Annotated in this window: 14 protein-coding genes; 7 read left to right on the top strand and 7 right to left on the bottom strand. The window is 72.6% G+C overall.

Translation table 11 applies throughout. The features are described from left to right. Positions 1-59 precede the first annotated feature (59 nt). Positions 60-704, top strand: coding sequence for an SUKH-4 family immunity protein (locus ABD844_RS26580; RefSeq protein ID WP_344883502.1), 645 nt, complete (start codon positions 60-62; stop codon positions 702-704). Positions 705-778: 74 nt separating this feature from the next. Here the strand turns inward: ABD844_RS26580 and ABD844_RS26575 are convergent, their stop codons facing one another. The 4 genes from ABD844_RS26575 to ABD844_RS26560 all read right to left on the bottom strand — a co-directional run bounded on the left by ABD844_RS26575 (position 779) and on the right by ABD844_RS26560 (position 12969). Beyond that, entirely contained in the window at positions 779-9997 is a 9219-nt protein-coding gene (locus ABD844_RS26575) for a SpvB/TcaC N-terminal domain-containing protein (protein WP_344883499.1), read from the bottom strand. Between the two features lie 526 nt (positions 9998-10523). Further along, positions 10524-10919, bottom strand: a complete 396-nt coding sequence (locus ABD844_RS26570; RefSeq protein WP_344883496.1) for a MerR family transcriptional regulator — start codon at positions 10917-10919, stop codon at positions 10524-10526. Next, positions 10916-12388, bottom strand: coding sequence for a DHA2 family efflux MFS transporter permease subunit (locus tag ABD844_RS26565; protein WP_344883492.1), 1473 nt, complete (start codon positions 12386-12388; stop codon positions 10916-10918). The genes ABD844_RS26570 and ABD844_RS26565 overlap by 4 nt, the downstream gene beginning before the upstream one ends. Further along, complete coding sequence (locus tag ABD844_RS26560) at positions 12385-12969, bottom strand: NADPH-dependent FMN reductase (protein ID WP_344883489.1); 585 nt, start codon at positions 12967-12969, stop codon at positions 12385-12387. Before ABD844_RS26560 ends, ABD844_RS26565 begins: the two co-directional genes overlap by 4 nt. Before the next feature lie 334 nt (positions 12970-13303). Here ABD844_RS26560 and ABD844_RS26555 point away from each other — a divergent pair, with 334 nt between their 5' ends. Next, complete coding sequence (locus ABD844_RS26555) at positions 13304-14032, top strand: hypothetical protein (RefSeq protein ID WP_344883485.1); 729 nt, start codon at positions 13304-13306, stop codon at positions 14030-14032. Positions 14033-14192: 160 nt separating this feature from the next. Here the strand turns inward: ABD844_RS26555 and sigJ are convergent, their stop codons facing one another. Continuing rightward, the gene (gene sigJ / locus ABD844_RS26550; protein WP_344883482.1) at positions 14193-15113 is read right to left on the bottom strand and encodes an RNA polymerase sigma factor SigJ; all 921 of its coding nucleotides are present in this window, start codon (positions 15111-15113) and stop codon (positions 14193-14195) included. A 158-nt stretch (positions 15114-15271) separates the two neighbouring features. Here sigJ and ABD844_RS26545 point away from each other — a divergent pair, with 158 nt between their 5' ends. From ABD844_RS26545 to ABD844_RS26535, 3 genes are all read left to right on the top strand, one after another. Continuing rightward, positions 15272-16453: an NAD(P)/FAD-dependent oxidoreductase gene (locus ABD844_RS26545; protein WP_344883479.1), complete on the top strand. Its 1182-nt coding sequence runs from the start codon at positions 15272-15274 to the stop codon at positions 16451-16453. Positions 16454-16540: 87 nt separating this feature from the next. Further along, the gene (locus tag ABD844_RS26540) at positions 16541-17068 is read left to right on the top strand and encodes a DUF6939 family protein (protein ID WP_344883476.1); all 528 of its coding nucleotides are present in this window, start codon (positions 16541-16543) and stop codon (positions 17066-17068) included. Positions 17069-17427: 359 nt separating this feature from the next. Continuing rightward, positions 17428-20400 (top strand): AfsR/SARP family transcriptional regulator, encoded by a 2973-nt coding sequence (locus ABD844_RS26535; RefSeq protein ID WP_344883473.1) that lies wholly within the window; start codon positions 17428-17430, stop codon positions 20398-20400. On the opposite strand, the gene ABD844_RS26530 is transcribed toward ABD844_RS26535, so the two are convergent. Further along, positions 20357-21313, bottom strand: coding sequence for a helix-turn-helix transcriptional regulator (locus ABD844_RS26530; RefSeq protein WP_425568662.1), 957 nt, complete (start codon positions 21311-21313; stop codon positions 20357-20359). The genes ABD844_RS26535 and ABD844_RS26530 overlap by 44 nt on opposite strands. 96 nt (positions 21314-21409) lie before the next feature. Here ABD844_RS26530 and ABD844_RS26525 point away from each other — a divergent pair, with 96 nt between their 5' ends. Both ABD844_RS26525 and ABD844_RS26520 read left to right on the top strand, forming a co-directional pair. Next, complete coding sequence (locus tag ABD844_RS26525; protein ID WP_344883466.1) at positions 21410-22771, top strand: FAD-binding oxidoreductase; 1362 nt, start codon at positions 21410-21412, stop codon at positions 22769-22771. Between the two features lie 140 nt (positions 22772-22911). Next, on the top strand, positions 22912-23367 hold the full coding sequence (locus ABD844_RS26520) for a DUF1707 SHOCT-like domain-containing protein (RefSeq protein WP_344883463.1): 456 nt from the start codon (positions 22912-22914) through the stop codon (positions 23365-23367). A gap of 37 nt (positions 23368-23404) precedes the next feature. Here the strand turns inward: ABD844_RS26520 and ABD844_RS26515 are convergent, their stop codons facing one another. Then, positions 23405-24346, bottom strand: coding sequence for a phage baseplate protein (locus ABD844_RS26515; protein ID WP_344883461.1), 942 nt, complete (start codon positions 24344-24346; stop codon positions 23405-23407). Positions 24347-24447: the final 101 nt, after the last annotated feature.

The raw sequence follows: 24447 nt of genomic DNA, 5'->3' as shown, positions 1-24447 counted from the left end.
ATAGTGTCGTGCGTGCAGTGTCCGGTGTGCCCGCAGGACCCGAGACTCCCGGAGGACCGGTGAACACAGACGAGGCGCGTGCGGAGGTACGCCGCATTCTCGCGGCCGATCTGGCCGACCTGGTCGGCGACGGCCGTTCGCTGCTCCCGCCGGTGGGCCGGGACGACTGGGCGCTGCCCCGGCAGGACAAAGACCTCCTGTGGCGCCATGGGCTGCCGGGCCCCAGAGACGACGGCCGTTACGGGATCTCCGCTGACTACCAGCGCGGGAAGGAGCCGGAGCTGGAGCGGGAGGGCAGCGCCTACTACCGGGTGGGCGTCTACGCCGGGGTGCCCCATCTGGCCGAGCGGGGCACGGGGCGGGTGGTCCATCCCGTGCCCGCCAGGGCGGAGGTCCATCCCCAGCTCGCCGCGCACTTCCCGGACACCGGGACGCTCGCGCCGGTCGACTCGTCCGTGGCGAGCTGGGTCGAGCTGGCCTGGCGCTGGCACCGGCTCGTCCCGGTGCTGGCCGAGCAGTGGGCGCGGGCGGGCGAGGCCGAGGTCGAGGCCCTGCGCGCCGCGACCGGCCCGCAGCCGCCGCCCGACTTCTACGCCGGCGTCCGGGAGCTGGGCCATGAAGTGCTGACGGCCTTCCGGGCCCGCGACCCGGCCGCGATCACCTCGAAGAAGACGTTCTGGTGGGGTGTCGTCCTGGATCTGTGACCCCGCCGAGGGCACGCCCCGGCCGTCCCGGGGCGGACCCCGGGACGGCCGGGCCTGTCAGGGCGGGTGCGGCGTCAAGGGTGCCCTCCTCGTCCCCAGACGGCGCGTTGGATGGCCGATGGCGCGTACTCGTCCTCCTCGAACGACCACGACAGTTTCGCGTTCGTGTAGCGGCTCATCCGCGCCGCGCACTCATGGCCCGCCCTGGTGCAGAACGCGCGTTCGGAGAAGACCGCCACCACCGACTTCGGGTCGATGCCCGCGAGGGCCGTGTCGGCGTGGGCCTCGGAGTGAGGGCCGAACGGCGTGTTGACGAAGGGGATGTCCTCTTCCCTGCCGTCCGCGTGCCGCACCCGGTACACCGCGACGTTCTGGGTCGACGGGATGCCCTTCTCCCGCCGGTACTTGATGGCGAACTCGCTCATCGCCGTCGCGCCGTAGGTGACCGGTCCGCACGGAAGGCTGTTGTGGACCAGGACCGGCGTGCCGCCCGCGACCACGTAGTACGTGTGCAGGTCCGCGACCGTCAGGTTGTGGACCCGCTGCGCCGCCGTCCACGCGGTGACCGACTCGACCTGCACGTAGGTGCCGGCGGACGTGCGGAGCAGCATCCCGGGCTTGAGGTCCTCGGCGTCGACCCAGCGGCCCGGGTCCGCGACCCAGAAGGGGTGTCCGTCCGTCGCGGTGATGGAGGAGGTCCCGCCGCCGCCCCCGCCGCCCTCGCCGTCGGCGTCGCCGCTGACGGTGACCTTGACGAGGTGCTTGTCGCCGTCGCCGGTGATGAGGTCGGTGACGCGGCTCGGCTCGGTGCGGCCGCTCTCCGGATCGGTGGCGAGGACCTCGTCCCCGACCTCGACCTCCGCGATCGGCTTGGTCGTCCCGTCGCCCATCAGGACTTCGGTCTCGGGAGTGAAGCTGTTGAGCAGGCAGTCCGTGATCCGGCGGGTGACGGAGCCGTTCCCCGACGTCACGGAGCCGACCCGGTCCGACACCCAGTCGGCGGCCCGCCGGCCGACCTGGGTGTTGCCCACCCAGTCGGCCGCGCGCTCGACCACCCTCAACCGGCCGAGAGCGGCCTCCGCGCCCGCCTCGGCCACCGCCCACCCGGCCTCGGTGGCGCCCTCCTGCCAGGTCTTCCTGCCCTCGGCGACGTCGCTGACCGTGCCGGCCACCGCTCTGGCGCCCTGGTAGGCGCTGTAGGCGGTCATGCCCCACATGACGCCCTTGCCGACCAGGATGGCGGCCGGGACGAGGAAGACGAGGTTGCCGTCGGGGTCGGTGTTCTGGACGGGGTTCTGGTAGCCGTACCCGTACAGGTTGAGGTTGGCGGGGTTGTAGACGCCGTTGTTGCCCTCGCCGTCGAGATAGTCGCCGATGACGGGGTCGGCGGACTTCCACAGGCCCGTCCTGGGGTCGTAGTAGCGGGCGCCGTGGTAGTAGTAGCCGGTCTCCGGGTCCAGCTCCTTGCCGGAGAACCGGTACGGGTTCTGCTGGCTCGGCCGCTCGTCGACCCAGGTCTCACCGCTGGGGAAGTAGTTGACGTGCTCGGCCAGCCGGCCGGTGCCGTCGGTGCCGAACGTGGTGGAGCCCACCTGGTCGCCGTGGTAGAAGAACTGGTCCTTCTCGTACGCGGCGCCCGGCTTGGCGGCCTTCGTGGCGACGCGGGTGGTGCCGACGAAGACGTGCTTGAACTCGGTCTCGTTGCGGGCCGTGTAGTTCTGGTTGGGATAGAGCGTGGTCTGCGGACCGTCCTTGACCACCCGCTGGCCCTGGTCGTCGTAGGTGAAGCGGACCGTGGGCGGCTTGCCCCGGTCGTAGCAGGCGGACGGGTCCTGCGGCCTGGTGTCGTTCTTGGCGTGGTCGTGGACGCAGGCCAGCCGGTTGTCCTCGTCCCAGACGAGCTGCCTGCGCGGCTTGCCCGGCAGCACGTCGGAGACCTGGTCGACGACGTTGCCGTTGGCGTCGTAGCGCATCTCGTGCGGGCCGACCTCGGTGGGCGCGTGCGGGCGGGAGCCGGCGAACTCGTAGACGTGGGTGTAGGTGGTGTCCTGCTGCACCTGTTCGCTGCCGTTGCCCAGGACCACGGCGTGCCGCTGGTGCTTGCCGACGACGTTGTTGATCGTGTCGTACGTCGTGCGGTAGGCGTAGGTGTCGGTCTTGTCGACGTCCGGCGTGTACTGCCCGCTCGCCTGGGTCAGCCGGTGGAGGTTGTCGTAGATGTAGGTCTGCGTGGACGGCCCGCCGAGCTTGGGCGTCGTGGACGGGCCCGGGATGTCGGTGTCGTTCTGCAGGCGGGTGATGTTCCCGACGTCGTCGTAGCCGTAGCGCAGGTGCTGGAACGCGTACCCGGTGGGCAGCGTGGAGTTGACCAGCGCGAGACTGCGGTCGGCGGCGTCGTAGGTGAACGTGGTGGCGGTGCCGTTGCCCAGCGCCATGTGGATGCGCTGCTCGAACTTGTCGTAGTGCAGACTGCGCAGGTACGCGTAGGTGTGGCCGCCCTTGGCCCCGGTGGCCGAGATCACCTGACCGCCGGAGTCGTAGCCGTAGGTCAGCACCTCCCCGTCGGGGTAGGTGAGCTGGAGGACCCGGCCGAAGCTGTCGTAGCGGTAGCCCGTGGTGAAGGTCTTGGCGTGCGGGCCGGGCCCCGGCAGCACCTTGGTCTCCGACACGACCTCGCCGAGCGGTCCGTACTGGCGGGTGGTCACGCCGCCCGCGTCCTCGATCTTGGTGAGCCGGCCGGCGGCGTTGTGGGCCGCGCCGGGCTCGCCGTAGGTGTAGCGGACGTCGTTGGCCTGGAAGGTCGGGTAGTCGATCGAGACCAGCCGGTCGAAGTCGTACCCGTAGGTGATCTTCTTGTCCCTGGCGGCCAGGTTGGCGGTGACCCTGCTGGTCACGTTCCCGGCCAGGTCGTAGCCGGTGGTGGTCCGGCCGGCGTCGGGGCTGGTCACCGTGGTGCGGCGGCCGAAGCGGTCGTACGCGCTGGTGGTGTGGTTGTTCTGGTCGTCGGTGACCCGGGTGAGCCGGCCGAGCGGGTCGTAGGCGTAGCTCGTCCAGATGGGCGGGCCGCCGTTGACCGCGCTCGGCTGGCGGACGGAGGTGATCTGTTCCCGCACGTCGGTGTGGGTGCGGGTGGTGTTGCCCTCGGCGTCGGTGACCGCGGTCTCGAACTGCCGGGCGCCCGCGCGGTCGTTGCCGAAGCCGTACGCGGTGACGGTCTGCGTCTGGTCGGGCAGCACGACGCGCAGGGTGCGGTCCAGCACGTCGTAACCGGTCTCGGTCGGCCGGACGGTGTCGAACGCCGGGTTGAACGCCGTGTTCCCGGCGTTCCATGCGCCCTTGGGCTCGGTGACCGGATAGTGCTGCCCGACCGTCCGGCCGAACTCGTCGAAGACGAGCCGGCCGGAGACCGTCATCATGTCCACGCCGCCGACGGTCGCGTCCTTCTTGGTCTGCACGACGCGGCCGGAGCCGTCGGTGAACGTGACGGTGTCGATCGTGTCGGCCTTGACCGTCCCGTCCCCGGCCCGGTCCAGGTGGCGGGTGACGGCGTACGGGACCGTCGCCTCCGGGTGGTACTCGAAGGCGACGGTCGGCTTCCCTGCCCCGTGGTCGTGCGGGCCGGTCACGGTGGCCAGCCGGCCGGCGTCGTCGTAGGTGTGGACCAGCCGCTGGTTGTTGACGTCGGCGGAGACGAGGGTCCGGCCGAACCTGAGGTCGTGTGTGGCGGTGGAACGGTTGCCGAAGCTGTCAAGGACCGAGGTGACGTACGTGCCGGTCACGTCGTCGTAGCCGTAGGTCAGCTTGTAGCGCTGCCCCCGGTGGTTGGCCGGCTGGGTCAGCGTGCTGATCATGCCGTCGGCGTTGTACGTCGCGTCGGTCACCGCGTCCGACCCGTCGGTGAGTTCGGCGCGGTGCCGGGTCGCGGTGCCGGTGGCGCAGTCGACGTCGGAGGTGCTGCGCCGCATCACCGCGCCGCCGCCGCGCACCTCGGAGGAGTTCGCCGTGCCGACCACGTAGGCGGCGCCGCAGTCGGCGTAGCCCACGGTGGTGACCACGTCGTCGGCCTCGCCGCTCTCGCCGCGGTCGACCGTCCTGGTCACGTTGCCGAACCGGTCGTAGGCCATTTCGGTGCGGGTCTGCTTGCCGGGCTCGGCCTGGCCCTCGTACCAGCGCTGATCGGTGCGGACCAGCATCGGGAAGATCGCCGCGCCGGTGCTGTCGCCGTCGCCGGGTCCGCCGGTGGCGACGTCGCGCAGCTCGTACGCGCTGACCGTCTCGGTGAACAGCCGGTTCCCGGCGTCCGCGGTGGCCGTACGGGTGAGCAGGCCCCGCGTGTAGTGGCCGCCGGTGTCGAACTCGTGGGTGAGCGTTCTGAACACCTGACCGGCGCGGTCGCGATGCTGGGTGACGACCTTGCCGTAGCCGAGGAACTCCCGCTCCAGCCGGTCGTAGACGCCGCCGGAGTAGGCGAACGTGCTGTGCTGGACGTCCGGCCCGTCCCCGGCCAGGCCGTCGTCCGTCTTGACCGAGCTGAGCACGAACCGCGAACCCGGCTGGTCGTAGGTGTTGCCGTCGCGGGCGTAGTCCAGCTCGATCGTGGAGCCCAGCGGCCGGGTGACGGTCTTGAGCAGGTTGGTGCGGCCGGTCTGGTTGGCGGCCACCGTGAGCTGGTCGTCCGAGGTGGAGGCCAGGTGGTCGGCGAAGCCGTCGCCGTTGAGGTCACGCAGCATCTGCTCGGCGCGCGAGGCCCCCGTGGAGGTGTCCGCGCCGGGGTTGATGATGAGGTATCCGCCGATGCCGAACAGCCCGATGCCGATCGCGACCGTGAAGTACGCCCCGGCGCCCAGCTTGGCGTTGGCGTCGCCGTTCAGTCCCGGCAGGCTGCCGCCGAACTCGACCGGGGCGGCGAACCCGTTGCCGGTGTTGACCGCCACCTTGATCGGCGTGCCGGCGAAGACCCGGTCGGCCAGGCCGTCGCCGTTGACGTCCGCCAGCGTGGCGGAGCTGGAGCTGTCGCCCTGGTTGAACGACGCTCCTCCGGCGAAGCCGTAGAAGTCGGTGTTGAAGCCGATGTTCACCCCGGCGTTGTCGTTACCGGCGTCGTTCAGCGGCCCGCCCGGCCACGGCTCCGGCGCGGCGAACCGGTAGCCCAGGTTCAGCGCCGCGCGCCCGTCCTCGTAGACCCGGTCCGGCAGCCCGTCGCCGTTGATGTCGAGCAGGTCCGACTTGGCGTCGGAGGAGCCGGAGCCGAGGTTGCCGCCCACGCCGAGCGGCGGCATGTCGTTGCCCGCCGCTGAGGTGTTGGCCGAGGTGTCGCCGTTGGGGGCGGCCTGGCCGCGGCCGGTGGTGATCGTACGGGCCGCGCTGCCCGCGTTGGCGTTGCCCGCGACGTTGCGCGCCGACCGTACGGCCCCGTCGGGCATGTCGCCGCGGGTCGCGCCCAGCACCCCGGTCGGGTCGGTGTACTGGATGCCGCCCGCGCCGACCACGTCGGGGAACCCGTCGGCGTTCATGTCGAGGTAGTCCAGCTCGCCGCTGGAGGTGCCGGTGGCGACGCTGCCGCCGGCACTGCCGACCTCCCCGCCGACGCCGCCGGTCAGCGAGATCTGCTGGGAGCGCGACATGCGCGGCACCGCCCGCACGCCGGACACGTCGGCGGCGGTGGGCAGCCCGATCGACTGGCCGCCGAGCCGCGAGCTGGCCGCCGTCCCGGCCGCGATCCAGGACTCCTCGCCCGAGCCCCACCGCCGCTGCGCCGGGTCCGGCGAGAACAGGATCGCGTCGGGCGGGGCGATCCGCGGGTCCCGCTCGAACGCCTCCCGGTCGGCCGCCGGGTCGACCCGCTCCGGCAGTTGCGCCTTGACGTCCTCCAGCCGCTCCAGGTCGGCCTCGCGGACCGGCTGCGTGGCCCGGTCGCCGTTGCCGTTGTAGCCGACCGTCGCCCAGCCGCGGTAGGGCCGCCCGTACACGCCCTCGGCCGCCGGGCTGTGCACGGTCGCCGCCGCCTCGGCCCCGTTCACCAGGACCGATGCCCCGGCGACCGCGTCGGGGGCGGCGGCGGTGACGTCGAAGTACAGCTCGTCGCCCGCCGCGGCCTCGACCTGCACCGGCACGGGCTCGGCGCCCAGCTCGACCACGTGCTTGGCCAGCAGGGCGCCCCGCTTCTTGACGGTGAACACCGCCTGGCCGCTGCCGCCCTCCGCCACGCTCACCTGGGGCGTGACCGTGAGGGTCCCGCCCTCGGCCACGGTGTACGGCCGCGGCGGCGCGGTCGCGTTCGAGACCGGGTAGGTGTCGATGTCGTACGGTGCGCTGATCTGCTGCTCGAACCGCTCGTCGGCCGCGGCGGGACCGGCCAGGGCGCCCGCCGCCGCGTAGCTCGCCGTGGGGGTCCACTCCACGGCGGCCACGTCGATCGGCGAGTCCACCTTGATCCGCCATGACAGCTCCTGGCCCCGGGTGACCGGCAGCGACAGGTCCACCGGCACCTCACCGGTGAACGCCGCCGCCACCCGCCGTTCCAGGACCGGCTGCCCGGCCCGGGTGATGACGACGGTGAGGTCGTCGGTGGTGGCGGCCTTCTTGGTGAGCGGGCCGGTCAGGGTGAGGGTGCCGTCCGCCGGGGCGGTCACCTTGGACGTGCGCCCGGCCAGGGTGAAGTCCGCCGAGGCGGTGTAGGAGGTCAGCGACAGGCCGTTGGCGTCGGCCGCCTCCGCCACGTCGGTGTAGGCGATCCTCGGGTCCCAGGCCACCTCGTCGGCCGCGCCGTCCAGGACGGAGCCGACCCGGAAGTACAGGTGCTCGCCCCGCCGGACCCGTACCGCGTCGGTCCCCTCCGGGGTGTGCTCGCCGTGGTCATCGGCCTGGATCCGGGCCGACCACAGCTCGGTGCCCTCGTGCTGGACCGCCACCCGCACCCCGTCGGGCCTGGCGAAGGCGGGCAGGTCGCCGCCGGGCTCGGCCAGGCGTACCGCGCCGCTGACGCGGACCGTGCCGTCGTACGGCGCGGTCCACCTGCGCAGGCTGTCCACCAGCGGGAACGAGGCGATCCGCCGCTCCCGGTCGGCCGCGTAGTCCGGCAGCAGGCCGTCGCCGTCCACCTCGCTGTCGCCCACCGGGACCGGCGTGTCCGACGCCGCCCCGTACACCGGCGTCCCGTCGGGGCCGACCCGGCCGAACAGCACGCCCTCGCCGTTCACCAGGTCGGTGACGCCGTCGGAGTTGACGTCGCTGAAGTACCGCTCGGTGGTGCTGATCGTGTCGACGTAGTCCAGTTGCACCGCGCCGGCCCCGGGGTACGCCTCGGTGCCGACCGTACGGGTGCTGGCGGTCTCACCGAAGATCCCCGGCAGGTTCCGCAGCGGGGTGGTCTGCTCGGCGAACCTGGGCTGGCCGCCCGGCCGCGACAGGTTCTTGCGGAAGACGTGGCCGTCGCCGTCACGGAAGACCTTGTCCGGCAGGTTGTCGCCGTCCACGTCCACCAGGGCCAGCAGCCCCTCGTCCGAGCTGCGGCTGAAGCCCGCCTTCACGCCGACGGAGCCCGTCTTGCGGTCATTGGTGCCGAAGCCGACGTACAGGTGCCCGCCCGCGCTGGTGGAGGTGTTGGCGTTGAGCGCGCCGGCCTCGCCCGCGCCCGGACGTACGCCGTTGACCAGGCCGTTGCCCAGCCCGTCGTCGGGGGAGGTCCAGTCGACCCTGGCGAACGCCTCGTACCGGCCGGCGGCGTCGCGGATGTCGTCGAAGTAGCCGAACTCGTGGTCGGCGAACAGCTTCCCGGCGGCGTCGTACTGCTGGATCGTCCTCAGCAGCGTCTTGTGGAACGCCCCTTGCGTGTAGCCGAAGTCGTAGCGGCGGACCAGCTCGTCGTTCAGCCGGACCTCGACCCGGCGCAGCAGGTCGGCCAGCACGTGCTTGAACCCGCCCCGCGCGTCGATCGTCACGTCGCCGCGCCGCTGCTCGCCCAGCTCCCGGTCCCGCACGAACGTCACCGAGTACGGCCCGTCGGTCTCCCCGCGGCCGGTGTAGGTGATCTTCTTGGGGTACAGCGCACGGCCGGTCACGGAGCCGCCGTTCACCCCGGCGTCCTCGACCAGCGTGTGCTGGTAGCGCATCGTGTTGCCGTTGAGGTCGCGCACCTCGCGCAGCGCCCATTGGTAGACGTTGCCCGCGTCGTCGGCGAGCGTGGCGCCCTCGCCGCCGTACCGCCAGGTCGTGCCGGACTTGTCGGTGACCTCCCAGGTGTAGGTCTTCGGCGAGTCGCCGCGCCGGACGATCCGGGTGAACGCGCCCTCCACCCGGCGGTGGAACACCTTGTCCTCGGCGCGGGCCCGCGGCGCCGCCCGGTGCGCGACCGGGGTGAGCTGCTCCCCGCCCATCAGGTATGTCTCGGTCTCCCGCGCGGCGTCGTACCGCGGCACGCCCCACCGCGTGTCGATGCCGATCGACGGCACGGCCAGGTCCCAGCCCAGCCCCATCCAGCCGCCCACGGCGGAGGAGGTGTAGCCGACGGCCAGCGACGGCTGCAGGCCCGCCCGGCCCTGCGGCAGCTCGATCGGGTACGCCAGCCGGGCCGCGCCCTGCTCGTTGGCCGTCGGCGTGCCGATCTGGCTCACCCCGGTCGACGGGTCGGCGGCCTGGATGCCCTTGATCTGCGTCGGGTCGAACGACGCCTGCTCGGGCGCCTCCGGCGTGCTCAGCACCGCGTTGACCATGATGGTGAAGTGGTCGGTGCGCGAGACGACGACGCCGGTCCGCTCGTCCACGGAGACCCGCTCCAGGGCCCGCCAGCAGGCGTTCTGGTCGTCGTAGTAGAAGGTGCGCACGTCCTGCGGGGTGAGCCCGGTGGCGGTCACCTCGTTCGGGTCGTACGGGAGGCTGACCGTGATGTCCTGCTCGAACTCGAACGGCGTCGGGGTGAACCGGTAACCGCTGCGCGGCCCCTCGGTCACGTTCTCCATCCCGGCTCCGAGCGCGGGCAGCTCCGCCTCGGTGAGCGGCGTGATGCCGATCTCGGTCTGCTCGTCCAGCGCCCGGGCGCCGATGTTCAGCCGCGCCTCGTCATGCGTGATCGTCTTGGGCGCCTCGTCGGCGGCGACCTCGAAGGCGGGCTGCTCGGCCCGCGGCTCCTGCGGCGGGGGACCGGGGACGCAGACGGAGGCGGACTCGGACGCCTCCGCGGGCCTCGGCTGGGTGCCGGAGACGACCAGCGGGATCACCAGGGAGATGGATGCGGCCAGGCATAACCAGGGCATGCGTTTACTGATCACGACGAACTCCGGGGCGAGGGGGTGCACGCGGGGACGTAAAGGCGGCATAAGTGATCAGCAGCCGCGCCCTATGAGTAACATGCGCGATCTTTCGTGTCCAGACTCAAATTCGCGCGATCGGCGGCAGGCCGGGACCGTAATTCCTCTTTTTTCCTGCCGCGTTCCCGGAATGCGCCCGTCCCGAACGAATAGCGGTGGCCACGGAATTCTCTTTCGGATTTACCGGAAGACAGGACGCCGCTTACTCGATTTCCTCATATCCGAAAGTGCTCCTTTCGGAGATACCGTGACCGGGCCGTGGTGGAGCGTTCGCGACCCCGCGAGATTCTCGTGCCGTGGCGGTTCCGCGCGGTACACGCGACGTTCACCGGTGAGATGGCGGCACCTTGTGGATCGGCGTACGGTTCCGCCGGATTTCGGCCCCACGGCGGTCGGCCACCGAGCCCGCGGGATTCGGCCGGGGCGATGATTTCTCCCAGCACCTGACCCTTCAGGAGGAGAACGCGTCCCGCAGGTGCTCGAACGCGATCACGGCCGAGCACCCGGGCCCAGCTCAGCCCCGCGGGCGGCCCTCCGAGACCTCCGACTGGAGGAAGTCGAGCGTGGCCAGCTCGTTCACGGTCGCCTGGAGCTCGCTGATGCGGGTACGGCCGATCCGGACGAGCTCCTCACCCGCCGCCGCCCACTGGCCGAGATCGGGTGAGAGCTGCGGGATGCGGGACAGGATGCCGGCGCTCTCCTTGAGCGTGATGCCCACGCGCTGCGCGGCGAGCGCGAGCCTGATCCTGCAGACCGCGTCGATGCTGAAGCGGCGGGCGTTGCCGCTGCTCCGGTGACCGCTGATCACCCCGTAGCGCTCGTAGAAGCGGACGGCGTTGGCCGTCACCCCGGCGGCCCTGGCCACCTCCCCGACCGTGAGTGAGCGGGCGAGGTGTTCGGTGGTGGTCATGGTGTACGTCCCGCGTTCGCTGATGGTTCCTGCCGGTCCAGTATCGCCGGGGCATGGCGTGGCGAGCGCAACCGTACTGCCAGGGCGAGCGCCATCACCGTGAGGGCCGCCACCTGGGTCAGGCGCAGGGAGTCCACGATGGTGTCCGCGTCGGCTGCCCTGGCCGCCGCCCCCAGAGCGTCCAGGGCCGCGAGCGAACCGCCGCCGGTCATCACGGCGGCCAGGAACGTGAACAGCGCGCTGACCGCCGCCGTGCCCATGCCGCTGGAGATCGTGCTCACCAGCGACAGGAGCGCGGAGCCCGAGGCCAGGTCGGGCCCGGTGAGATCGCGGCTGGAACCGGACATCGTCGGCATCATGATCGCGCCCGTGCCCGCGCCCTGGAGGAGCCCGAGCAGGCCGAGCACCAGGTAGGGGGTGTCCGGCCGGAGGACGGCCACCTGGAGGAGACCCGAGCCGATGGCCAGGCCGAGCCCGGTCCCGACGACCAGCCGGGGCCCGAGCCGTTCCAGGAGCCGGGCGGCGATCTGCAGGCTGACGCCCATGCCGACCGCGCCGGGGATCATCAGCGCGGCCGTGACCGCCGCGCTGTCCGAACGCAGGATCTGCACGTAGGCGGGCATCAACACGGCCGAGCCGAAGTAGGGGGCCGCGTACAGGGCCAGGACGGCGGCGCCCCGGCCGAACGTCGGGTTGCGCAGGAGACCGATCCGCAACAGCGGCTCCTGATGGGTCAGCGCCCGCGCCGAGAACACCGCGACCAGCACCGCGCCGACGGCGACCGTGGCGATCCGCGCCCAGGACGGGCCGTCCTGGGCGCTGATGCCGTAGGCCACCGCGACGATGCCCGGGACCAGCAGCATCGCCCCGGCCAGGTCGAGCCGGACCCGCCGCCCGCCCGCGGGATCGGCCGGCAGCCAGGCCAGCGTACCGGCGGCGCCCAGCAGCGCCAGCGGCACCGTGATGAAGAACAGCGCCCGCCACGACCCGGCGCCCAGGAGCAGCGCGCCGAGCACCGGCCCCAGGATCGGCCCGATCAGCAGCGGCACGCCGGTGATCGCCATCATCCGGCCGCGGCGTTCCTGCGCGACCGCGCCGAACCCGATCGCCATCCCGAGTGGCGTCATCAGGCCACCGCTGAGGCCCTGCGCCGCGCGCGCCGCGATCAGCCAGCCCAGGCCGTCGGCCGCGCCCGCGAGAGCGGAGGCGACCGCGAAGCCGACCAGCGCCCCCAGGTACACGCGCCGGGCGCCCCAGCGGGCGGCGAGACCGGCCGCGAGCGGCATCGTCGCGACCATCGCGAGCGTGTACGCGGTGATGATCCACTGCGCGGCGGTCAACGACGTGCCGAACGTCGCCATCAGGTGCGGCAGCGCCACCGCGACGATCGTGGCGTCCAGCACCGCCATCAACCCGCCGAACGCCAGCACCACCGCGGCGCGCAGCTCCGGCCCCGTCAGCCTGCTCATGTCCGGCCGACCAGGTCGGGGACCCGGATGGAGCGCAGGGCGCCCGCCCACGTACGCAGCTCGGTCATCATCGCGTGCAGCGCCTGGACCGTGCCCGGCGGAGGAACGAACCGGCCGGTGGCGTCGAGGTGCTCCCACGCCATCGGGATCAGCACCGACTCCCGGACCGTGGTGGCCCGCAGCTCCGGGAAGACCGTACGCAGTTGCTCGACGGCCCTGATGCCGCCGGAGGCGCCGTACCCGACGAACGCGACCGGCTTGTACGCCCACTCGACGAAGTGCCAGTCGATCACGTTCTTCACCGGAGCCGGGAAGCTGTGGTTGTACTCCGGCACGAGGAACACGAATCCGTCGGCGTCCGCGAGCCGTCCCGCGATCGGCGACGCCGCCCCGCCGCCCGGCTGCAGGTCCTGCATCGGCAGCGAGACCGCGGCCAGGTCGATCAGGTCGAGGTCGAGCCAGTCGATCTCGGTGAGCTCGTGCTCCAGCCACGCGGCGAGCGGATCGGCCAGTCTGGGCTTGCGCACGCTCCCGATCACCACGGCGATGCGGACCCGGCCAGTGAGGTTGTTCTCTGTCATGGGACCGACGCTAGGTATTCGCCTATAGGCGAACTCAAGTCGATCGGAGACACCGCGCCTCACCTGCGGCTGTCCGGCGAGATCGGTCGAGAACGGGGGAGCGGCCGAGAACGGGGGAGGGCGCCGTTCTGGCCGGACGCCGGGGGATGCCGCCCGGCGTCCTCCGGCGTCCCCCGGCGTCCCTGTCATCCTTCGCGGTCGCCGGGTTCGCCCGGGAGCTGGTGGATGAGAGCTTTCTCATCGTCGGCTCACACTGATCCAACCACCGGCCGCCACAGTGGGACGCAGCCGAGAGGTAAAGGGGGCGGGGTTGAGGCGACGATTGAGGTGGCGTTTGCTCACCGCCGCAGCCGCCTTCCTGTACGCCGCAGCGCCAATGCCTCCGGCCTGGCAGACGTCCGATTCGGTGTCCGTCCCCGGCTTCGCGAGCGTCGCGGCGGCCGACGACGACGGTGATGACGATGACGACGAGGGTGACGACCGAGGCGACTACGGGGGCGACGACGATGACGGGGGCGATGACGGGGGCGATGACGGGGATGGCGGCGTGCGCTGGGTGCGTCCGCATCCCGATCGCGCGCCACTCGGGGTGCAGGGGCGGACGGGCAGGAGTTCGCGGCGCGGTGAGCGGCCGAGGCGAAAAGCGGACGAGGGCGCCGACACCGCGGGCCGGGCGCGCGGAGCGGAGTCAGGCCCGGTCGGCGGCGATGACGTCACCGTCACCCGGCAGTCGGACGAGTGCGAAGACTGCGAAGCCCTCGAGACGAAGATGGGCGTCCCGTCGACCCGCGACGGTTCCACCAGGGGGCAACGGCAGCGAGCACTGATCGCGCTGACGGCCATCGCCGGCACGGCCGCCATCCTGGGCGCGGTCTACTGGCTGGTGACCAGGCTCGACCTGCGCGATCCGCTCCCGTCGCCGAGGCACCCGTTCAGCGACGCCGCTGCCGGGAAGGGCGATGCGGACCGGCCTCCCGCTTTCCGATCGAAGGTGACGTTCGACCGGGCCCAGCGGTCCGAAGCGCGATGGCGGCGATCACCAGGAGAGCGAAGACCGCCATGACACCCCCCGCCCGCCCACCGCCCGCCGCCCGTGGCAGGCGCGAGGGGGACGATTACCTGGCCGCGCTCCGAAGATGGCCCACCCGCGCCGCGGGCCGGGGCGATCCGGCCCGGCGCGCCAGTCGGCCCGGGGAAGGTCACTCGCGCGGGAAGTCGGCGGCCTACGTCCACGGCCGGAGCTTGTCGGGGTTGCGTATCGCCCAGATGTGCTTGATCCGGTCACCCGCGACCTCGAACGCGTACACCGACACGGTGACGCCGTCCTCCTGGGCGATCAGGCCGGGCTGGCCGTTGACCGTACGCTCCAGCATCGTCAGGTTGCTCAGCCTGCCTTCGAGGTGGACCAGCGAGCGCACGATCCGCTCGACGCCCTCGACCGGGTGGAGCAGGGTGCTGACCAGGCCGCCGCCGTCGCTGGTCGCCGTGACGCCGGGGTCGAGCAGGCCGATGAGTGCGTCGATGTCCCCGGCTTCCAGGGCCAGCTTGAAGTCCTTGACGATCCGGGCCCGCTGGGCCGCCGGAGTGGCGGGCGCCTGCGCGTCGCGGAGGCGGCGGCGGGCCGAGCTGGCGAGCTGGCGGCAGGCCGCCGGGGTACGGCCGACGATCTCGGCCACTTCGGCGAAGGGGTAGCGGAAGACGTCGTGCAAAATGAACGCCACCCGCTCGGCCGGGGTCATCGACTCCAGCACGACGAGGAACGCCATGTTGACCGACTCGTCCAGGGTGATGCGGTCGGCCGGATCGCCTCCCGCCCGGCCGCTCGTCCACTCCGCGGGCTCGGGCAGCGGCTCGGGGATCCACTCGCCCACGTACGTCTCGCGCCGGGCGCGTGCCGAGGAGAGCACGTTGAGACAGATGCGGCCGGCGACCCTGGTCAGCCAGGCACCCGGAGAGTCGATGGCGTCGCGCTGCTGCCGGGACATGGCGTACCAGCGCGTGTAGGTCTCCTGGACGACGTCCTCGGCGTCGGCCAGCGAGCCGAGCAGCCGATACGCCAGATTGATCAGTTGACGCCGCTCGCTCATGATCACGGTCAGGCTCGGGTCGGGCCCGCCGTCCCCGGACTCGGACTGAAAGGTCATGGTGTCCCCGCTCCCTCGCTCGTGTCTTCCCTACCGGTTCGACCAGGCAGCACCGCGAACTGTCAGGTCGGCACTCCGCCTCACATTCCGGGGCGCTGTGTTGTCGGACCGGACGCAGGCCCCGAACGCCTGCCGAGACCGAGAAGGGAAACCTCGTCATGTCCGGACACCCCACACCCCACAAGGTCGTCGTCATCGGCGGCGGTTACGCCGGAACACTCGCGGCCAACCGGCTGCGCAGGCGCGACGACATCGACATCACCCTGGTCAATCCCCGCCCGGAGTTCGTCGACCGGATCCGGCTGCACCAGTTCCTCGCCGGGACCGGACAGGTCACGGCGGACTACGGCACGCTGCTGGGCGAGGGCATCCACCTGGTCGTCGACGACGCCACGCGCATCGACACCGCCGCCCGCGCGGTGCGCCTCGCCTCCGGCCGCGCACTGGACTACGACCACGTCATCTACGCGGTCGGCAGCACCGGGGTGATTCCGCCCTCGGTGCCCGGCGCGGCCGAGTTCGCCGTCCCCGTCGCCGAGTACGAGTCCGCGCGGCGACTGCGCGCCAAGCTGGACGAGCTGCGCCCCGACGCTCCCGTCACCGTGGTCGGCGCCGGGCTCACCGGCATCGAGACGGCCGCCGAGCTGGCCGAGCGGGGCCGCAGGGTCACGCTGGTGTGTGGCGGAGCGCTGGCTCCCTCGATGAGCGCGCCGGGCCGCCGGTACGCCGCCAGGTGGCTGTCCCGGCACGGTGTCGCCGTCATCGAGGCCACCGCGGTGACCGAGGTCCGGCCGGACGCGGTCGTCCTCGCCGACGGCACGGTGCGCGCGAGCGCGGTGACCATCTGGGCGGCCGGGTTCGGCGTGCCGGAGCTGGCGGCGGCGAGCGGGCTGCGTACCGACGAGCTCGGCCGGTTGCTCACCGACGAGACGCTGACCAGCGTCGACGACGACCGCATCGTCGCGGCCGGGGACGCCGCCGCACCGTCGGGACGGCCGCTGCGGATGAGCTGCTACGCCGCCGGGCCGCTCGGGGCGCAGGCCGCCGACACCGTGCTGAGCCGCCTCGCGGGCGCCGAGCCCGCGACGATCGGCCTGGCCTTCAGCGGGGCGTGTGTCAGCCTCGGCCGGCACGCCGCCCTGCGACAGCTCGCCCGCAAGGACGACACCCCGGTGAACGTCTACGTCGGTGGCCGCGTGGGCGCGGCGTACAAGGAGCTGGCGTGCAGGCTCGGGGTGTTCAAGATCCGCCGCGAGGCCCGCAGGCCGGGTTCGCTGTTCTGGCCCAAGGGCGGTCCACGCCCCGAGCAGCCGGTCCCTGGCTCGGCGGTGACGGGCTGAGGCCGACCTCACGACGACGGTCCGCACCGGCTGGAGCGGGCCCGGCCGGAGGGCGAAACCGTCACACCCGCGTGACAGGCTCCCTCCATGCCCGTTCACGTCGCGAACCGCCGCCGCACCACACTCCACCGGGACTTCCCTGACGCACTGATTCTCGACGTGACGTCCCGGGCGGCCGAGCCGTGGGTCCGCCTCAGCCCGTTCTTCCCGCACGGCGGCATCCCGGTGCCGGGCCATCCGGGGCGGACGTCACAGTCCGTCGAAGGCGTCTGGCAGGCGTTGAAGGTGTTCACCACCGAACAGGAAGACTTCACCAAGCTGGACATCACCACGATGAAGGGACTCAAGCGAACGGTCCGACGGCTCGGCCCGCCGCTCGGCCACCGGCTCGACGGCCGTCTGCTCGGCTACGAGGAGGCCAGGCGGGCGCTCTACCTCCCGACCTATCGCTGGGTGCTCGACCATCGGGCCGCCGAGCTGATCGGCGAGCTTCGCGAGCTCAGCGACCGCCGAACCGTCGTCCTGCTCGACTACACGACCAACGGGGACGTGGCAGACCTCTCGACACCGTTGTCCCACGCGGCGCTCGCCGCGCAACGCGTTCGAGAGCCCTGACCGGGCGCGCGGCCCGGCCGACCGAGCGGCGCCACAGCGACCGGCCCCCGCTCGGTCGCCGGTAGCGCCGCGCGCCCGGCGTCGCCGTCGTCGCCGCGACGTGCTCCATCGCCTCGTCGCTCTTTCCTGCACCACGTCGTCCGGTCGAAGGCGTCCACCTCCACGGACCGGATGAGATACAGCGTGACAAAGGCGGTTGATGAAGCGGCTACGGATTCGCTATGGAACGTGGCCGCCGGTTTCGACCGAGCGGAAAGACGCTGATCGTTCCCGCCTCTAAGATCGAAACGATCGTTCGAGCCGTCCCTTGCCGCCCACGACCGAACGGAGCAGTTCCGATTCCCCCTGAAGCGGACGACGTGAGATTCCTGATGCTCGGCGAGCTGCACCTGCTCGTCGGCGGCACGCCGGTCCCTCTCGGCCCGCCCAAGCAGCGGGCGCTGCTGGCCCTGCTGCTCCTGCGCCGCAACCAGCCGATGCTCATGAGCCGGATCGTCAGCGGCATCTGGGGGCCGACGCCGCCCGCCACCGCACGCGCCCAGGTCCACACGCATGTCGCGGGCCTGCGCGGGTTGCTGGACACCGCCGGCGTCGGGCGTGACCTGCTGCGCACCGTCCCCGCCGGCTACCTGCTGCGGCCGCCGCCCGGCAGCGTCGACCTGGACGACTTCGAGGAACAGGTCGGTTCCGCCCGGCGGCTCCTCGACGACGGCAGGCCCGACGCCGCCGTCACCACGCTGCGCTCGGCCCTGCGCCTGTGGCGGGGCTCAGGGCTCGACGGCCTGCGGGCCGCGTTCGCCACCGAGGCGGCCGAGCAGCTCGACCACCGGCGGCTGGCCGCGTTCGAGCTGCTGGCCGACGCCTACCACGCCGCGCACCGCGACGCCGAGCTGATCCCCGAGCTGTACGAGCTGTCCACCGACCACCCCCTGCACGAGGGGTTGCGCCACCGGCTGATGCTGGCGCTGCACCGCAACGGCCGCACCGCCGACGCCCTGCGCGTCTACCGGGAGGGCTGGAACGTCACCACCCGCGAGCTGGGCATCGAGCCAGGCGCCCGCCTGCGCGAGCTGGAGGCGGCCATTTTGCAGGGCGAGCAGCCCGTCAGGCGCGCCCCGGCGGCCCAGGCGGCGCCGTCGGCCGGATTCCAGCTCCCGCCCGACGCGCCCGCCTTCGTCGGACGAGCCCGGGAACGCGACCGCGTGCTGTCCTGGCTCGGCACCCCGGACGAGGGCCCCGCCGCGGTCGTGGTGAGCGGGCCGCCCGGCGTCGGCAAGACCACGTTCGCGGTGCACGTCGGCCGGGCCGTACGCGAGCAGTACCCCGACGGGCAGCTCTTCCTGCCGATGCACGGGTCCTCGGGCACGCCGATGCCCGCCGCCGAGGCCGCCGCCACCCTGCTGCGCGGGCTCGGCTTCGCCGGTGCGGCCATCCCGGACAAGGAGACCGAGCGGCTGGCCCTGTACCGCACGGCGCTGGCCGAGCGCAGGGTGCTGATCGTGCTGGACGACGTGGCCGGCGCCGCCGACGTACGCGGGCTGCTGCCCGGTGCGCCGGGGTGCGCCCTGCTGGTGACCAGCCGCAGCACGCTGGCCGGGATCGACGCCGACCGGGTGCGGCTCGGACCGCTGTCGGCGGAGGAGGCGCTGGCCCTGCTGGCTTCCATGGCGGGCGACGACCGGATCGCCGACGACCCCGCCTCCGCCGCGCGGCTCGTCCGGCGCTGCGGATACCTGCCGCTGGCCGTCCGCATCGCCGGCGCCCGGCTGACCGGCAACAGCCAGCGCCGCCTGGCCGAGCTGAACGCCGCGCTGCGCGACCAGCGCCGCCGCCTCGACGAGCTGACGGTGGAGGACCTGGCGGTCAGGACCGTGCTCGCCTCCGCCGACCGGCGTCTGTCCGCTCCGGCGCGGGAGGCGTTCCACCTGCTCAGCTCGTCGCTGCCGGCTCATGACGTGGCCGGTTGGACGGTCGCCGCCGTGCTGGACGTGCCTCCGTCGCGGGGGGAGCGGATCGTGGACGAGCTGGCCGACACGAACCTGCTGCTCCCGGCGGGCCACGGCCGCTACCGGCTGCACGACCTGGTCCGCCTCTACGGCAGGGAGCGGGCCCTGCTCGACGTGCCGCCCGAGCGGCGCGAGGCCGCCGCGGGACGGCTCCGCGGCGCGTACCTGGACCTGGCGATCCGTGCCGAGCGGCAGTTCGGCGGCGGGTTCGTGGGCGCCGCGCCGCTCACGGCGCCCGCCTGGAGCCTGCCCGAGCCGGTGGCCCGCAGGCTGGTGGCCGACCCGGTGGCGTGGTTCGAGGCGGAACGCGTCCTGCTCGGCGCCGTCGTGCGCCGGGCGGTGCGTGACGGCGCGATCGGCACCGCCGCGGGCCTGGCCGCCGCGCTCGCGGTCTTCTACGAGTCCCGCACCTACTTCGACGACTGGCGGGCCACGCACGAACCCGTGCTGGAGGCCGCCCGGCGAACCGGCGACGACGCGGCCGCGATGGTGATGCTGCGCAACCTCGGCGAACTCCACACCATCCAGGACCGCTACACCATCGCCGTCACCTGCTTCGACGAGGCCCTCGCCCACGCTCGGCACCTGCGCGACCTCGGCTACGAGGCCGCCGCCCTGTCCGGGCTCGGCTACGTGCACCGCCTGACCGGCGAGTACGACCGGGCCGCCGTCTGCCTGTCGGCGGCCGGACGGCTGTCGCAGCGGATCGGCAACGTCCCCGGCCAGGTGTACGCCGGCTACGGTCTCGGCCTCGTGCATCTCGAAACCCGCCGCTGGGCCGAGGCCCGCGAGCACTTCACGACCTGCCTGCGCCTGAGCCGCAGCGCCGGATACCTGCCGGGCGAGGCGCAGGCCCTGCGCTGCCTGGGCCGGGCCGACCAGCGCGAAGGCCGCTACGCCAGCGCAGAACGGCACTTCAGCAAGGCGAAGGAGGTCGGCGAACGGCTCGGCGACCGGCTGGTCGAGACCTACGCCGTCCAGTGGCTGGGCGACCTGCGCATCCGGCTCGGCGACCACGACGAGGGGGTGCGGCTGCTGCACGGATGCCTGGCCGTCTACCGCGAGTGCGGGCAGCGGTTCGGCCAGGCCATGACCCTGCTCAGCCTCGCCGACGCCGCCACGGCCACCGGGCGCACCGGGCCCGCGCGCCACTATCTCGTCCAGGCACTGCACATCTGGGAGCGGATCGGCTCGCCGTACTGGCTGGAACGGGCCCGCGCCGCGCTCGCCGTCCTCGACGGACGCGGCCCGCCCGCTCACGAGGCCGCCCGGCCCGAGCCGGTCACTCGGGAAGGCGCTCCCGGAGGCCGCGAAGCCGGGCCATGACCTCCTCCGAGGCGTCCACCAGCGTGACGGCGGCGTCGAGCGCCGCGAGCGCGGCGACGTACTGGGTGACCAGTTCGGCGGACTCCGCGCTGAGGCGGATCACGCTCGTGTCCGGCCCCCGCGGCTCGATCTCGCCCGGTACGTGCGCGAACAACCGCGTCCGCACCGCGTCGGCCCCGAGCGCCACCCTGAGCCGGGCGGTGTGCCGGTACGTGGCTCGGGCGAACGACCGGGTCAGGTAGGTCACCGGGTCCGGCGCGGGCAGCGCGCGCGGCGGGAAGCGGCCGGGTGGCGCGGGCCGCGCCCGCACGATCCGGTCGACGCGGAACGTACGCCAGCCGGCCCGTTCGGGGTCGTAGGCGATCAGGTACCAGCGGCCCCTGACGGTCACCAGGTGGTGCGGCTCGACGCGGCGATCGCTGCCCGCGCCCGCACGGTCGAGGTAGCCGAACGTCATCACCTGGCCGTCACGGCAGCACGAGGCGAGCACGGCCAGCACCACCGGGTCGACGGGGGGAGCGTCGTGCACGGGCACGGCCACGGCGCTGCGGCCCAGCGCCGACAGCCGCGACCGCAGCCGGGGCGGCAGCACCCGTTCCAGCTTCGCCAGCGCCCCCATCGAGCTGTCCCCGATCCCGGCCACGCTGCCCGCCGCCGCCGTGACCAGCCCGTACGCGACCGCGATCGCCTCGTCGTCGGCCAGCAGCAGCGGCGGCAGGTTGCGGCCGTGCGCCAGCCGGTAGCCACCGGCGGTGCCCGTGGTGCTCTCCACCGGATAGTCGAGCGCGCGAAGCCGGTCGATGTCACGGCGCACGGTGCGGATGTTGACGCCGAGCCGCTCGGCCAGCTCGGCGCCCGGCCATTCGCGCCGGCTCTGCAACAGCGACAGCAGCCGCAGCAGCCGTCCCGGCATGTCCTTGCGCGTCGATCCCGATTCCGTGCTCACAGATACCAGAATGGCGGACGTTGCGGACAAGATGTGTCCTCAAGGGCTTCTAGCGTGGGCCGCATGAACGACGTGACGAAGCAACTCGCCGCCCGCGCGCAGGGTCCCGTGTACGCGCCCGGCGACGAGGGATACGACGAGCACCGGGTCGGCTTCCAGCTCCTCGACCCCCACCGGCCCTCGGTGATCGTGGCCGCGACCGGCCCTCAGGACGTGCTGGCCGCGGTCGAGTTCGCCGCAGGGACCCGCTCCCGGCTGGCGGTGCAGGCCGGTGGCCACGGCCTGGCCGCCCCCGTCGAGGGCGTGCTGATCGACACGCGCCGCATGTCCGGCGTACGCGTCGACCCGCGGGCCCGCACCGCCTGGGTGGCGGCGGGGGCGACCTGGCGGCAGGTGATCGAGGCGGTGGCGCCGTACGGCCTGGCGCCGCTGTCGGGCAGCTTCCCCGGCGTGGGCGCGGTCTCCTACACGCTGGGCGGCGGCGTGGGCCTGCTGGCCCGGCGGTACGGCTTCGCCGCCGACCACGTACGCCGCCTCGACCTGGTCACCCCCGACGCGCGCCGCCACGAGGTCACCGCGGGCTCCGACCCCGACCTGTTCTGGGCGCTGCGCGGCGGCGGCGGCAACTTCGGCGTGGTCACCGGCATGGAGATCGACCTCTTCCCGGTCGCCCGCATCTACGGCGGCAGCCTGTTCTTCGACCTCGAACAGGCCCCCGACCTGCTGGACGCCTGGCGCCGCTGGACCGCGACCGTGCCCGAGGAGATGACCTCGGCGGTGACCGCCCTGCCGTACCCGGACCTGCCGTTCCTCCCAGAACCCCTGCGCGGACGCCACATCGCCCAGATCCAGCTCTCCTACGCCGGCCCGCCCGAGGACGGACGCCGCCTGGTGGAACCGTTGCGCCCCATCGGGCCCGTCCTGCTCGACACGCTGCGCGAGCTGCCCTTCACCGACTCCGGCGCGGTGTTCGACGAGCCCGGCGAGCCCCACGCCTACCGGTCGCGCAACCTCCTGGTGAACGACCTCACCCCGCAGGCCCTGGCCGAGCTGACGAAGGCCGCGGGCCCGTCCGCGCCGGTCATGACCGTGGTCGGGCTGCGGCACCTGGGCGGCGCGCTCGCACGTGAGCCCCGTACCGCCAACGCCGTCGGTCACCGGGACGCCGCCTATTCGGTGTCGGTCCTGTCACCGGTGCGAGCGGGCGAGCTGGAAGTGGTGCGCGAGACCCACCGCGACGCCCTCGCGCCGTTCGCCGGGAACGCGGTCGGCCGCTCACTCAACTTCACCTTCGGCCCGCTCACCGAGGACGAGATCCGCTCCGCGTTCGCACCCGCCGACTACGACCGCCTCACCCGGATCAAGGCCCGGCACGACCCGCACGCCCTGCTTCACACCAACCATCCCATCCCGCCCGCCCGGTAGCGTCCCGTCGGGCACGGGACGAGGGGCCGCCGGATCGTTGCCCGCGTGCTGAGTTCATCGGGCAGGATGAAAGGGCGCCCTTACGGATTCCGGCCAAGAGCGGGGTGATCAGAGTGGGCTCACCAGTACCCCCGGAGCGGATGCGCGTCGGCGACCGCGATCGCGAGGTGGTCGTCGACGGCCTGCGCACGGCGTACGAGGAGGGGCGGCTGGACCTGGCCGAGTTCGACGACCGGCTGAGCCGGGCCGGTGCCGCCGGCACGTTCGGCGAGCTGAACGAGCTGGTCGCCGACCTGCCCGCGACCCCGGCGGCACCGCCCCGGCCCCGGCCCGCCCGACGCCCGGCTCCTTCAGGAATGAGGAGTGCGGACGTGCTCCGGGCCGGGTCCTTCGTCGTGCTCGTGAACCTCGGCTACTGGTTGGTGCTCGCCACAGACCAGGGCTTCGACCAGGTTCATCCCTGGTGGGTGTGGGTCGTGGCGCTCTGGGGCCTCGGCCTGCTCGGGACAGAGCTGTACACGAAGCGATGCGAGGACCGGCAGGGGATCGACGGGGCATCCCCGCGCGCACTCGACGACGGTCAGCCGTCGACGTAGGGATCACGAGAGCACACCTCGGCCGCTCGCGCCGGGTTCAGACGATCTCGGTCTTGTAGAAGATGCTCGCCAAGCGGGCCCCCGCCACGCCGGAGGCCAGGCCGAGGCACAGGCGCGGCGCGCCCGAGACGATCTGGATGCCCATGCCCTCCGGCTCACGGAAGTCCAGCGACTTGCCCGCCACGCTCTGGGCCCGCTGCACCTGCGCGCCCGTACGCAGGTCGAGGCAGGTGATGTAGGTGTTGCCCGGCGCGGGGTTGGTCTCGGAGTAGGCGTTGCCGGTCAGCATGTAGACGTAGTTCCCGTAGGCCGCGTACCCCTGGAAGGTGCCCAGGCCCGACGGCTGGGCGATGTCGTGCAGCCTCTCGGGCGAGCCGGACTTGAGCGAGGCCAGCGGGAACACCGCGTAGCGGAACGAACTGCCGTCCGTGTAACGCATGATCAGCCGCTCGGTGGAGGGGTCGATCGCGCACGTGGTGTTCTGCGCCCCGGCGACCGGGGTGTACTTGGTGAGCGCGGACGACGACGTGGTGAGCGTCTGGCCGCTGACGAACCTGAACCGGGCGAGCCTGGAACCCCGGGAGGTCTGCCCGTCGCTCACGCCGTCGGTCTCCGTCCACAGGTACGCGGACGTGCCCGACGGCTCGACCCCGATCTGCACGCCGTGGCCGAACCCCGTGAGGTACATGTGGCCGAGCACCGTGCCGGTCAGGCTCAGCTTGGTCAGGCACAGGTTTCCCGCGGCGTCCGATGCGGCGCCGTTCCTGACCTGGATCGTGTAGATGTGGCCGTTCTGGTTGTCGAAGGCGAACGACTGCAGGACGGTCTCGTCGTACAGGGGCTTCTTCCAGATCAGCGAGGTCGACGGGGCGGTGAGCTGGAAGCGTCCGTCGACACCGGCGGCGGACGCGGGCCCGGCGGTGGCTCCGAGCGCGGCGGTGGCGGCGACGCCGAGTTTCAGCAGTCCTCTGCGGCTCATCGGTACGTGAGGGGGCATGTCTCGTCCGTTTCACCTGGGCGGCGTTTCCCGATCAAGAGACCACGGCGGGCGGGGTGTTCGCAAGATCTGCCGTCCGCATG

Source organism: Nonomuraea antimicrobica (genome assembly GCF_039536965.1).
Lineage (GTDB): Bacteria > Actinomycetota > Actinomycetes > Streptosporangiales > Streptosporangiaceae > Nonomuraea > Nonomuraea antimicrobica.
The sequence above is the reverse complement of the archived record's forward strand: the minus strand, read 5'-3'. Positions and strand labels throughout refer to the sequence as shown.

Coding starts and splice junctions, on each gene's coding strand:
- ABD844_RS26560 (WP_344883489.1), bottom strand. CDS start 12,969: ATGACAGAGAACAACCTCACTGGCCGGGTCCGCATCGCCGTGGTGATC.
- sigJ (WP_344883482.1), bottom strand. CDS start 15,113: ATGACCTTTCAGTCCGAGTCCGGGGACGGCGGGCCCGACCCGAGCCTG.
- ABD844_RS26545 (WP_344883479.1), top strand. CDS start 15,272: ATGTCCGGACACCCCACACCCCACAAGGTCGTCGTCATCGGCGGCGGT.
- ABD844_RS26525 (WP_344883466.1), top strand. CDS start 21,410: ATGAACGACGTGACGAAGCAACTCGCCGCCCGCGCGCAGGGTCCCGTG.
- ABD844_RS26520 (WP_344883463.1), top strand. CDS start 22,912: ATGCGCGTCGGCGACCGCGATCGCGAGGTGGTCGTCGACGGCCTGCGC.
- ABD844_RS26530 (WP_425568662.1), bottom strand. CDS start 21,313: ATGCCGGGACGGCTGCTGCGGCTGCTGTCGCTGTTGCAGAGCCGGCGC.
- ABD844_RS26540 (WP_344883476.1), top strand. CDS start 16,541: ATGCCCGTTCACGTCGCGAACCGCCGCCGCACCACACTCCACCGGGAC.
- ABD844_RS26570 (WP_344883496.1), bottom strand. CDS start 10,919: ATGACCACCACCGAACACCTCGCCCGCTCACTCACGGTCGGGGAGGTG.
- ABD844_RS26515 (WP_344883461.1), bottom strand. CDS start 24,346: ATGAGCCGCAGAGGACTGCTGAAACTCGGCGTCGCCGCCACCGCCGCG.
- ABD844_RS26565 (WP_344883492.1), bottom strand. CDS start 12,388: ATGAGCAGGCTGACGGGGCCGGAGCTGCGCGCCGCGGTGGTGCTGGCG.